General features: G+C 51.9%; 11 protein-coding genes. 9 read left to right on the top strand and 2 right to left on the bottom strand.

The genetic code is table 11. From position 1 onward, the window contains the following. Positions 1-56: 56 nt before the first annotated feature. The 8 genes from PJK55_RS05915 to yajC all read left to right on the top strand — a co-directional run bounded on the left by PJK55_RS05915 (position 57) and on the right by yajC (position 7615). Positions 57-1490, top strand: a complete 1434-nt coding sequence (locus PJK55_RS05915; protein WP_271305090.1) for an L-aspartate oxidase — start codon at positions 57-59, stop codon at positions 1488-1490. After that, entirely contained in the window at positions 1444-2313 is an 870-nt protein-coding gene (nadC, locus tag PJK55_RS05910; RefSeq protein WP_271305089.1) for a carboxylating nicotinate-nucleotide diphosphorylase, read from the top strand. The genes PJK55_RS05915 and nadC overlap by 47 nt, the downstream gene beginning before the upstream one ends. Further along, positions 2276-3355 (top strand): quinolinate synthase NadA, encoded by a 1080-nt coding sequence (nadA, locus tag PJK55_RS05905; RefSeq protein WP_271305088.1) that lies wholly within the window; start codon positions 2276-2278, stop codon positions 3353-3355. The genes nadC and nadA overlap by 38 nt, the downstream gene beginning before the upstream one ends. Positions 3356-3448: 93 nt before the next feature. Further along, positions 3449-4036, top strand: a complete 588-nt coding sequence (gene ruvA, locus PJK55_RS05900) for a Holliday junction branch migration protein RuvA (RefSeq protein ID WP_015881166.1) — start codon at positions 3449-3451, stop codon at positions 4034-4036. Between the two features lie 10 nt (positions 4037-4046). After that, positions 4047-5048, top strand: a complete 1002-nt coding sequence (gene ruvB / locus PJK55_RS05895) for a Holliday junction branch migration DNA helicase RuvB (protein WP_015881167.1) — start codon at positions 4047-4049, stop codon at positions 5046-5048. A gap of 3 nt (positions 5049-5051) precedes the next feature. Continuing rightward, a complete protein-coding gene (gene queA / locus PJK55_RS05890) occupies positions 5052-6110 on the top strand; it encodes a tRNA preQ1(34) S-adenosylmethionine ribosyltransferase-isomerase QueA (RefSeq protein ID WP_271305087.1) in 1059 nt (352 codons plus the stop codon). Next, the gene (tgt, locus tag PJK55_RS05885) at positions 6107-7252 is read left to right on the top strand and encodes a tRNA guanosine(34) transglycosylase Tgt (protein WP_015881169.1); all 1146 of its coding nucleotides are present in this window, start codon (positions 6107-6109) and stop codon (positions 7250-7252) included. The genes queA and tgt overlap by 4 nt, the downstream gene beginning before the upstream one ends. Before the next feature lie 84 nt (positions 7253-7336). Beyond that, the gene (yajC, locus tag PJK55_RS05880) at positions 7337-7615 is read left to right on the top strand and encodes a preprotein translocase subunit YajC (protein ID WP_031421435.1); all 279 of its coding nucleotides are present in this window, start codon (positions 7337-7339) and stop codon (positions 7613-7615) included. Between the two features lie 19 nt (positions 7616-7634). Here the strand turns inward: yajC and PJK55_RS05875 are convergent, their stop codons facing one another. Beyond that, positions 7635-8792, bottom strand: a complete 1158-nt coding sequence (locus PJK55_RS05875; protein ID WP_271305086.1) for an NAD(P)-binding domain-containing protein — start codon at positions 8790-8792, stop codon at positions 7635-7637. 180 nt (positions 8793-8972) lie between these two features. On the opposite strand from PJK55_RS05875, the gene PJK55_RS05870 reads away from it, so the two are divergent. After that, positions 8973-10745, top strand: a complete 1773-nt coding sequence (locus tag PJK55_RS05870; RefSeq protein ID WP_271305085.1) for a methyl-accepting chemotaxis protein — start codon at positions 8973-8975, stop codon at positions 10743-10745. 36 nt (positions 10746-10781) lie between these two features. Here the strand turns inward: PJK55_RS05870 and zupT are convergent, their stop codons facing one another. Continuing rightward, positions 10782-11642, bottom strand: coding sequence for a zinc transporter ZupT (gene zupT / locus PJK55_RS05865; RefSeq protein WP_271305084.1), 861 nt, complete (start codon positions 11640-11642; stop codon positions 10782-10784). Positions 11643-11742 lie beyond the last annotated feature (100 nt).

Below are 11742 nucleotides of genomic sequence, written 5' to 3'. Positions count from 1 at the left end.
TTATGCGAAACTAGTTTACAAGTCAACATTACATATGAAAAACAGGTGATATACAAGTGTCTTTACAGATAAAGAAAACCGACATTTTGATTATCGGAACAGGACTTGCTGCCGTCGCGACGGCGCTTCATGTGCCATCCTCGTTGTCTGTTCTCCTCGTCTCAAAGGGTGAGGTGGCGTCGACGAACTCTGATTTGGCACAAGGAGGCATTGCGAGCTCGTATCTAGAGGAGACGAGTGAGGCACATAAAGAAGACACGATGCTTGCTTCGAACAGGACATCGTGCTCAGAACGTGTCGACATTCTCGTAAAAGAAGGTCGTCGAGCGATTGAAGAGATGGAACGGTTCGGTGTCCGCTTCGATCGTGACGAAGACGGATATGCCCTCGGACGAGAAGGGGCACACCAGTTGCATCGCATCTTTCATGCCGGGGGTGACGAGACGGGTCGACATGTGATGCGACAGTTACGTCGGTCATTACCGGACAATGTCAGCATTCTGGAGCATGTTCTCGTCCATGACCTTGTGATGAAGGAAGGGCGTGTTGTCGGTGCGCTAGCCTTTCACCATGAGGAAATGCTTCAGATGGAGGCCGGTGCAGTCATTCTCGCGACAGGAGGAATCGGTGGTCTGATCGATTGGACCTCGAACGCCAAAACGGTGACCGGTGACGGGCTTGTCTTGGCGAACCGATGCGGGGCGAAGCTGACGCACTTACAACGAATCCAATTTCATCCCACATTGCTTGCTGCCGAGGAACCGCATCTCGTCACCGAAGCGCTCCGTGGTGCCGGTGCCAAGCTTGTCGATGCATCCGGAAACCATGTGATGGCGCACGAGCCGCTCGGAAGTCTCGCTCCTCGCGATGTGGTGGCGCGCGTCCTGACCGACCATGTCGGACCCGTCTTTCTCGATACGACAAAGGTGACGCGACTGCGTGACCGCTTCCCAAAACTCGTTGCGACGTGTGACAAGCTAGGAATCGACCTTCGACAAATCCCCGTTCGCCCAGGGCTTCATTTTCATATGGGTGGAATCGAAGTGGATGAATCGGGTCGAACGGACGTCGATGGCCTATACGCCGTCGGGGAAGTGGCGGATGCTGGTGTACATGGAACGAATCGGCTGGCATCGAACTCACTCTTGGAATGTTGGGTGTTCGGAAAACGTGTCGCCGAGGCGCTTCAGGTGAACGATGCATCCTTAGCGACGAGCGATGTGATGGTGTATGACATCTCACCTGAAACGTTTCAGGCGTTTCGTCATCAAATCGGTAAATGGTTGACGATTTCACCGAACTTGGATGAATTGAAATGTTTCTTACAAAATACCCAAACGTTGACCTTGACGAAACACGTGACAAGACAATTAAGTGAACAAACTTTACAACTCGATGCGGCGCGCCTTCTCGCGCAAAGCATCCTCGAAATGGAGAGGTACGATGAACACGATTTATCTACGCGAACAGCTGCGACAGTTTCTGATTGAGGATATCGGATATGGGGATTTGTCGAGTGAACTAATCGATGAACTAGACGAGTCAGTCGCGACCGTCATCGCGAAAGAGCATGGCGTTTTCTGCGGAAAACCGATCGTCCGTGAACTCGCAATCATGCAGCAACTCGACTTGGTGGATTGTCAAGAAGACGGAAGTCGAATTGCACCCGGCGATGTACTCATCGTCTTGAAAGGAAAGACTCGTGTCTTGTTAGAGACAGAACGCGTCCTGTTGAATGTGATTCAGCGGATGAGCGGGATTGCGACGATGACCCGGCAGTGCGTCGATGCGCTCGGTGACGACTCGATTCACGTCACGGATACACGCAAGACGACACCGGGACTTCGGATGCTTGAGAAATATGCGGTACGTGTCGGCGGGGGATATAACCATCGGCTCCGTCTCGACGATGCCGTCATGATCAAAGACAATCATATCGTCGCCCTTGGCGGTGTGGCAGAAGCCGTTCACGCGGCGCGCTCGAAAGTAGGGCATACGACGCCGATCGAGGTCGAGGTCGAATCGTTCGACCAACTCATCGAGGCGATTCAAGTGAATCCGGATATTGTGATGCTCGATAATCGGACACCGGATGAATTGCGAGAATGGGTCCGGCATATCCCGAACCACATCACAATCGAAGTATCCGGCGGCATCACGCTCGACACGATTGCCGACTATCGGGGGATTCGAATCGATGTCATCTCTCTCGGTCAATTGACCCATTCGGTGCGAGCGCTCGACTGTAGTATGAATTTACAAGGAGGAATGAAATATGCAACTACTCGGAACACTCCCATCGACGTACGCTAATCTGTCGGTGGAGGAAATGGAGACACGGATTCAGGCGGTCAAAGACCGACTCGGGACACGTCTCTTCTTACCGGCGCATCATTATCAAAAAGACGAGGTCGTCCAGTTCGCGGACGCGACAGGAGATTCGCTCCAGCTCGCACGGCTCGCGGAACAGATGAGCGAAGCGGAATTCATCGTCTTCTGTGGTGTGCATTTCATGGCAGAGACGGCAGACATGTTGACACGGGATGACCAAATTGTTGTTTTACCCGACATGCGCGCCGGCTGTTCGATGGCAGACATGGCCGATATCGATCAGACAGAGATTGCGTGGGAAGAACTGACGGAACGATTCGGGGATGGGATCATCCCAATCACATATGTCAATTCAACGGCGGCCATCAAAGCGTTCGTCGGGCGTCACGGCGGGGCGACCGTCACATCGTCCAATGCACATGAGATCGTCCGTTGGGCGCTTGAGGCAGGCGAACGCATCTTGTTCCTTCCAGATCAACACCTCGGACGGAATACGGCATACGATCTCGGGATCCCGCTCGAGGCGATGGCCTTATGGGATCCGCTCCGTGAAGAATTGGTCGCCGAGGGGGATGACGAGCAAGTGAAGGTCATCTTGTGGAAAGGACACTGCTCCGTTCACGAGAAGTTCACGGTGTCGCAAATTCAAGCATTCCGTGAGCGCGAACCGGATCGTCGTATCATCGTCCATCCGGAATGTACGTTTGACGTCGTCCAGGCATCGGATGAGGCCGGCTCGACGTCGTATATCATCGACAAGATTGATGCGAGTGCACCGGGAACGAAATGGGCGGTCGGGACCGAGATGAACCTCGTGAACCGGTTAGCGGCAACATACCCGCACCTCGATATCGTCTCGTTAAACCCGTTCATGTGTCCGTGTTTGACGATGAACCGAATCGACTTGCAACATCTGCTTTGGGCGCTCGAGTCGCTCGAGACAGATCCTGTCAACGTGATTCGTGTCGATGCTGATACGACAGAATGGTCAAAACGCGCACTTGAACGCATGCTCGCACGTTAATCGCTTCAGGACAGGCAAACGCCTGTCCTTTTTTCATATGGCTCGTTATGGTACAATAAATGCAGTTTTTCCGACCGAAAAGGAGAGTACACCGTGATTGAATTCGTAAAAGGACCCGTCGCCTATGTGTGTGCGGAATATATAACGTTAGATGTCTCGGGCGTCGGCTACAAAGTACATGTGCCTAACCCGTTTTTTTATCGCGAACAAGACGAACATGTAATCGTGTTTACGCATCATTACGTCCGTGAAGATCAACAGACGCTATACGGTTTCCGGTCACGCCGGGAACGGGAGCTTTTCAATAAACTCCTGAGTGTCAGCGGCATCGGACCAAAAGGGGCACTCGCCATCGTCGCCTCGGGTGATATCGACGCGTTGATCGATGCGATTGAAACCGAGAACGAGAAGTATTTGACCAAGTTCCCGGGAGTCGGGAAGAAGACGGCCAAACAGATGGCACTCGACTTGAAAGGAAAGCTATCCGAGCTTGCACCGGATTATGTGCCGAACGAAGGGTTGTTCGCGCAAGGTGCGTCTGAACTCGACGAGGCGTGTGAGGCGCTCGTCGCCCTCGGATATTCTGAACGAGAGATCGCGAAAGTCCGCAAAGCATTGAGCGGAGAGATCTTGACGACCGACGCGTACATAAAACGCGCGCTACAGCTGTTATTGAAATAAGGAGGAAGCTATGGACGAACGATTGTTGTCACAATCTCATCAGCAATATGAAGACTCTGAAGAGTGGAGCTTACGTCCGCAGCGCTTCGAGCAATATATCGGGCAAGAAAAGGCGAAAGGGAATTTGTCGGTCTTCATTCAGGCCGCCAAACTTCGCAGTGAGACGCTCGACCACGTCCTGTTATACGGACCCCCGGGACTCGGGAAGACGACGCTCGCGCAAATCATCGCCAACGAGATGGGTGTCGGGATCAAGACGACAGCCGGACCGGCGATTGAGCGACCAGGTGATTTGGCGGCAATTCTCTCGACTCTTGAGCCAGGTGACGTCTTGTTTATCGATGAGATCCACCGCTTGAGCCGGACGATTGAGGAGATTCTTTATCCGGCGATGGAAGACTATTGTCTCGACATCGTCTACGGACAAGGAGAGATGGCACGAAGCGTCCGCATCGACTTGCCACCGTTCACGCTCGTCGGGGCGACGACGCGTGCCGGGATGTTATCGGCGCCGCTTCGGGACCGTTTCGGGGTCACGTTGAAGCTCGAATATTATGAGACGCATGAACTCGCGGCAATCGTCAGTCGGACGGCCCAGCTGTTCCGCCTTTCGATTTCACCTGAAGCGAGCGGCGCGATTGCGAAGCGTTCGCGAGGGACGCCACGAATTGCAAACCGTCTCTTGCGTCGAGTCCGTGACTTCGCGCAGGTAGCCGGGACGAAAGAAATCGACCCTGTGCTCGCATCTGATGCGCTCGACCGTCTACACGTCGATGCGCTCGGGCTCGATGAAGTCGACCATCGCTTGCTTCGAGCTATGGTGGAGCGGTTCGGGGGTGGACCGGTCGGACTCGAGACGCTCGCCGCAACGATCGGTGAGGATGCTCAGACAATCGAGGACGTCTATGAGCCATATTTACTACAACAAGGGTTCTTGCAGCGTACGCCGCGAGGACGGATGATCACACAGTTTGCCAAGTCGCATTTTGGTTATGAAGAGGAAGAGGAGTAAGGTATGCAAGACATTCAATTGAACGTAAACGATTATGATTTTGAATTGCCAGAAGAGTTGATCGCGCAAGTTCCGTTGCTCGATCGGACGAGCTCACGTCTGCTCGTGTTGGACCGTGAGACAGGAGACATCGAGCATCGTCATTTCCGTGACGTGCTCGATTACTTGAACGAGGGGGATGCGCTCGTCGTCAACGATTCGCGCGTCTTACCGGCTCGTCTTTTCGGAGCGAAACAAGAAACAGGCGGGAAAGTCGAGTTACTCTTGTTGAAGCAGACGGAGGACGATGTGTGGGAAGCACTCGTCAAACCAGCGAAAAAAGTTCGCGTCGGTTCCATCGTCGAGTTCGGGGACGGACTTCTCCGCGCGGAATGTGTCGAAGAACTCCCGGAAGGGGGCCGTCGTTTCAAGTTTGACTACGACGGAATCTTCTACGAGATTTTAGACGAGCTCGGAACGATGCCGCTCCCACCATACATCCGCGAGCAACTTGACGACCAAGATCGTTATCAGACGGTCTATGCGCGTGAACGAGGTAGTGCAGCCGCTCCAACAGCGGGTCTTCATTTCACCGAAGAACTGCTCGAGGCAGCGAAGGCGAAAGGGGTTCGCTTGATCCCGCTCACGCTTCACGTCGGTCTCGGTACGTTCCGTCCGGTGACGGCTGATTCAATCGAAGAACATACGATGCATAGTGAATATTTCGAGTTGTCCGAGGCATCGGCAGCCGCGCTCCGAGATGTGCGGACGAAGGGCGGTCGCATCTTTGCGGTCGGTACGACGTCAACACGTACACTTGAAACGATTATGCGAGACCATGGAGACTTCGTCGAGTCATCGGGCTGGACGGACATCTTTATTTATCCTGGAGTCGAGTTGAAGGCGATCGATGGATTGATTACAAACTTCCATCTCCCTAAATCGACGCTCGTCATGCTCGTCTCGGCATTCGCGACGCGCGACATCATCTTACACGCTTATCGGACTGCGGTCGCAGAACGATACCGCTTCTTCAGCTTTGGAGACGCGATGCTCATCACGAGGAAGGAAGTAACAAAATGACAAAACATGCAGTCACATACGAACACATTCACACATGTAAACAGACGGGAGCGCGGCACGGAATCGTCCATACGCCGCACGGGTCGTTCGAGACACCGGTCTTTATGCCAGTAGGGACTCAAGCGAGCGTCAAGACGATGGCACCAGAGCAAGTCAAGGCGATGGGTGCGAACATTATCTTGTCGAACACGTACCATTTGTGGGTTCGCCCAGGACATGAGGTCATCAAACAAGCTGGTGGTCTTCATAAGTTCATGAACTGGGATGGCGCGATTCTCACGGACTCGGGCGGATTCCAAGTGTTCTCGCTTGCCGACCTTCGGAATATTCAAGAAGAAGGCGTCCATTTCCGTAACCACTTGAACGGCGACAAGTTGTTCTTGTCACCGGAGAAGGCGATGGAGATTCAAAACGCGCTCGGGTCGGATATCATGATGGCATTCGACGAGTGCCCGCCTTACCCGGCGACACATGAATACATGAAAAAATCGGTCGAGCGTACGAGTCGCTGGGCAGAACGTTGCCTTGAGGCACATGAACGTCCAGAAGACCAAGCCCTCTTCGGCATCATCCAAGGTGGCGAATATGAGGACCTTCGTCGTCAAAGCGCACAAGACCTCGTCTCACTTGATTTCCCAGGATATGCGGTCGGTGGACTCTCGGTCGGTGAACCGAAAGACGTCATGTATCGTGCCCTCGAGTTCACGACGCCGCTCATGCCGGAAAACAAACCGCGCTATTTGATGGGTGTCGGTTCACCGGATGCATTGATTGAAGGATCGATTCGTGGGATCGATATGTTCGACTGTGTCCTCCCGACACGGATTGCACGGAACGGGACGCTCATGACATCAAAAGGTCGCGTCACGATCAAGCAGGCGAAGTATAAGACAGACTTCGGTCCGATCGATGAGAAGTGTGACTGCAACACGTGTAAGAATTACTCGCGTGCGTATGTCCATCACTTGATTCGTGCGGACGAGATGTTTGGCCTTCACTTATGTACGACACATAACCTTCACTTCCTCGTGAAGTTGATGGAGCAGGTTCGTCAAGCGATTCGCGAAGACCGTTTGCTCGATTTCAAAGAAGAGTTCTTCGAAGAATACGGCTACAACAAGCCGAACGCGAAGAATTTCTAAGCAAACGTGTCGGACATTGTGTGACAATGCTTCAGTTTCACGGTATAATGAACCTGATATTGAAGGAAAGGGTGAATGTTACTCATGGAAACAATCGTTGCGTTATTACCAATGATCTTGATTTTCGTCGTATTTTACTTCTTGTTGATTCGTCCACAGACGAAACGCCAAAAAGAAGTACAAGCGATGCAAAACGCCCTCGAGCGTGGCGACAGCGTTGTCACAATCGGCGGTTTACACGGCGTCGTTCATCAAATCGAAGACACACATGTCGTTTTGAAATGCGATCAATCGCTTCTCCGTTTCAACCGAAGCGCAGTTGCGGAAGTCGTGAAAAAAGCGAATGCCTCATTTGAGGAATAAGTAAGTAAGCGTCTGACCATTATGGTCGGACGCTTTTTTGTGTGGATAGAAGTTGGGGGAGAATTCTTCGGGCGGCCTCTTGTCCACCGTAAACAGCTCTTGCGAATGGACCGATAATCAAATCCGCATAGGCACCTGTCAAGTAAAGTCCGGGTGTCCATTCAAGATGCTCGTTCAAGACAGGTGTCCCACATGGCGTGAGAGGAAGAGTGAGCTGATCGATTAGTGGCTGCAAGAAGGTTTCTTTCACAGGATGCGGTCGGATTCCTGTACAACAGACGACTTCTTGTCCGGCAAGTTGTTGACCGTTCACGAATAACGAACCACTGTCCCGCTCGACTTCTCCGATAATATGCGTCACGGCGTTCGTTTGAATAAGGCGTTTCACTTTTAAGACGAGATCGTTCGGAGCGGAACCCGGCTTTCGTTCACGGGCGATGAATGATCGCTTTGTCGTCCAGTCTTGTTTCAGGCGATGGAAGTCAACTAATCCTTTCGGTCCCATGAACTGCCGATCGGCGTCAAATTGACTCACTTCTAGTGGTCGTCTCGTTACGAGTGTCACGTGATGACCTTGATTGACACGTTTCACGACATAATGAAGTGCTGTGATGCCACCGCCGACGACAATCACTTCATCTGATTCGTCCGAAGGATCTTTCATGAAAACGTGTCGGCAACGTTCGTCTGCCCATTCGGGTAACACGACATTAGCGGATTGACCAATCGCGACAATGACCGAATCCGCGACGATGAGACGGCGGTCTGTTCGGACGTGATAGTGCGCTCCATCTTTTCGGAGCGTCATCACCCGTTCATTGCCGAGGAATCGCTCCTCGAGGCGATACGCGTTCCATGACGATTCGGCATGATCGTTGAACAGTTCGAGCGAAGGGCGACCGAACGTATCTTTGAAATGATTGGAACGATACGCATAACGAGATGCGAATTGCTTCAAGGCGTGCGGATTCGAAGAAACGTGGTGCACGCGAGTCGAACGAAGATGTGACATGGAAATGGAGGAGGTTTGCTGTTTCCAATTCGTAAGCGGGTCATTGTGTCGGTCGACAATCAGAACATCTTCTAAACGCCCACCTTGTTCCATATATGAGATGGCGAGTGTCATTCCATGAACACCTGCCCCAATAATTAATAATGATGTCTTCTCAACATTCATGTGAATACCTCTCAAAACGTAATTATTACGATTTAAAGTATACAAACATGACTTCTTTTTGTCAAAACGAAATCGAAGAAACATTCATCCACCTCATTTAGAAAAATCGATTTGCTTAATGAAAACGTTTGCATTAATGTCGAATTGAGAAGAAATTCGAGATGAAGGAGAACGAATGACATGGACGTGAAACGATTGGTACGACCGATGAAGAAGTGGAAAGGGTGGACGTGGAAGCGAAATAGCAACAAACAGAAGGGGCGTTCGTCTCTCAGAAGACGGATGTCGATTGCGCTGATTCCGACGATCATCGCTCTCGTTCTCGTCGGAGCGCTCGGGTCATACCAGTTGAGACAATCGACTGCTGCGTACGACCGAGTCCTGAACGAGGGGACAGAGGAGATGCTGTTAGCAGAAAATCTGTCGCTCGCGGTGACCGATGCAGAACGGTATTTAAATTACTATATGCTCGTCGCCAACCCGAAAACACTTATTAGTCTACAAAGTGTCCAGGAACAGCGTGACGAATTAATGTCAGCACTCAAGGCATCGTCTTCAGATGAAAAGGTCTTGTCTTGGTTAGGGGATTTAGAGAAGTTTAATGAACTGTTGGACCGTGAGATGACTCGTGCCATCGAACTTCGCCAACAACAAGATGAGATTGGCTACAAGACGGTACTGAATACGAGCGTGACCCCGACGACGGACCGTGTTCGGATGACGGTGACGGACCTTGTCGAATACAAAGGAGAACTCCTTGCGTCCGAGACGAAAGCCGTACAGGCCGAGGCGGAGAGTTCAATCCTTTGGATGCTTGTCATTAGCGTCGTTGGTGTCGTAATCGGAATTCTGTCCATGCTTGCCTTGCAACGCCTCTTCTTAAAACCGATCAATCGACTTGGTCGTCAAGCGCGAATCATGGCAGGCGGCGATTTGACAGGAGAGGATATTGAGGTCGCCTCGAACGATGAGCTCGGCGATCTTGTCACGGCATTCAACGAGATGAAACACAACCTCGTCGGATTGATTCGTCGAGTGGGTGAAGCCTCAGATAAAGTAACAGCCTATTCTGAAGAACTTTACGCGAGCACGGACCATGTCGCGACGACGACCCAAGGTGTCTCACGATTGTTCGAAGACATGAACGTGGCGGCCCAAGGATCGTCTAAACGAGCAGAGGAAGGGACGATTGGAGTGAATCAAGCGGTCGATGGATTGAATCAGATCGCGGCAGCCTCACAAGGGGTGAACGAACAGACGATTCATACACTTGAAGCGGCAAACGGTGGACTTGAGACCGTTCAATTAGCGGAGAAACGGATGCAGGAGATTCGTCGTGCCAATGAGCTGACACAACAGATGGTGACCCGTCTTTCAAACCAATCGCTTGAAATTGAAAAGATCACCCGTTCCATCACCGCCATCACGGAACAGACGAACTTGCTTGCCCTCAATGCGGCCATTGAGGCGGCACGCGCCGGTGAACATGGAAAAGGATTTGCAGTCGTCGCGGCTGAGGTACGTAAGCTCGCCGAAGAGTCGAAGCAATCTGCCATTCAAATTCAGACTGTGGTCCGGGATATCCAGCGTGATACGGAACAAGTCGAGACGGCGTTCGAAGAATCGAGCGTCCATGTCGAGAGTGGGGTATCCCAAATGGGGGAAGTCGCGTCAGCGTTCCGTGAGATCGTGTCGGTCATCGAAGAGACGTCACGTCAGATGAGTGAGATTGCAGCGGCGACGGAAGAAGTGAGTGCGAATACGACAGAAGTCGCTGTTTCGGTCGAGGATATGTCTACGAATGCGGTCTCGACGCAACGAAGTGTCGAAGAAGCGGGGGCCAATGTCGAGGAGCAACTCGCGGCCATCCAGGAAATCAACAGTATCGCCGAGACGATGAGTCACATGTCGTCCGAATTAAAAGATGTCGTCCATGTGTTTAAAACGAGATAATAAATGCCCTGACGCGAGGCGTCAGGGCATTGCTCATTACATTAATAGGATAAGACTCGTCGCCATGACGATCATCCCGGCGACCATTCCGTACATCGAATGATGGGCATGCCCATATTCACGGGCCGCAGGGAGCAACTCATCGAGCGAGATGAATACCATGATCCCGCCGACTGCTGCGAACAACAGACCGAAGACGGTGTCGCTCAAGAACGGCATGAGAATTAAAAATCCGATGGCAGCCCCAGCTGGCTCGGCGAGACCCGATAACATGGAGAGCTTGAACGCCTTCTTCCGTGAACCGGTCGCATAATAAATCGGGACGGAGACGGCGATCCCTTCTGGAATGTTATGCAGCGCGATGGCGATGGCGATGGCGACACCGACTGTCGGATCATCGAGCGCTGAGATGAACGTCGCGAGTCCTTCCGGGAAGTTGTGAATCCCGATGGCGAGTGCCATGAAGATTCCCATTTTCTTTAAGCGATTTTGTGTTTCCGGATGTTGAATCGCAGTTGTTTCATTTGTCGCTGTCGTCGCCAACTCTTGCGTGGACGGGTCGTTCTGCATCGATTCGACGAATTTGACCTCGTGTGGATTCTCCATTTTCGGAATGAACTTATCAATCATTCCAATTAAGAACATCCCTCCGAAGAACGCGAGGACGGTGTAAATCGTTCCGGTGTATTCCCCGTGTGCGCCGACGAGCTCCTCGAGCGCTTTCGGGAAAATCTCGATGAATGATACGTAAATCATGACGCCTCCGGAAAATCCGAGAGAGATGGACAAGAAGGCCGTGTTCGTCCGTTTCGCAAAGAATGCGATCATACTCCCGATTCCTGTCGCAAGACCTGCGAACAAGGTGAGGAGGAACGCAAAAATAATTGTGCTGTCCATGTGGTAAGACTCCTTTGATGTTGTGATGTTAGCTACATCATACATGAAGTTTTGCCCTTGTGCAACATTTAGTCTTATGCGCAAATTAAGGCGTCATTTC

This window comes from Exiguobacterium sp. MMG028 (assembly GCF_027947425.1).
Classification (GTDB): domain Bacteria; phylum Bacillota; class Bacilli; order Exiguobacteriales; family Exiguobacteriaceae; genus Exiguobacterium; species Exiguobacterium aestuarii_A.
This window is presented reverse-complemented; position numbering and strand designations above follow the sequence as displayed.

Bases quoted from the DNA above. Each gene is read 5' to 3' on its own strand.
- queA (WP_271305087.1), top strand. From the start codon at position 5,052: ATGCAAGACATTCAATTGAACGTAAACGATTATGATTTTGAATTGCCA.
- nadC (WP_271305089.1), top strand. From the start codon at position 1,444: ATGAACACGATTTATCTACGCGAACAGCTGCGACAGTTTCTGATTGAG.
- PJK55_RS05875 (WP_271305086.1), bottom strand. From the start codon at position 8,792: ATGAATGTTGAGAAGACATCATTATTAATTATTGGGGCAGGTGTTCAT.
- nadA (WP_271305088.1), top strand. From the start codon at position 2,276: ATGCAACTACTCGGAACACTCCCATCGACGTACGCTAATCTGTCGGTG.
- PJK55_RS05870 (WP_271305085.1), top strand. From the start codon at position 8,973: ATGGACGTGAAACGATTGGTACGACCGATGAAGAAGTGGAAAGGGTGG.
- yajC (WP_031421435.1), top strand. From the start codon at position 7,337: ATGGAAACAATCGTTGCGTTATTACCAATGATCTTGATTTTCGTCGTA.
- zupT (WP_271305084.1), bottom strand. From the start codon at position 11,642: ATGGACAGCACAATTATTTTTGCGTTCCTCCTCACCTTGTTCGCAGGT.
- tgt (WP_015881169.1), top strand. From the start codon at position 6,107: ATGACAAAACATGCAGTCACATACGAACACATTCACACATGTAAACAG.
- ruvB (WP_015881167.1), top strand. From the start codon at position 4,047: ATGGACGAACGATTGTTGTCACAATCTCATCAGCAATATGAAGACTCT.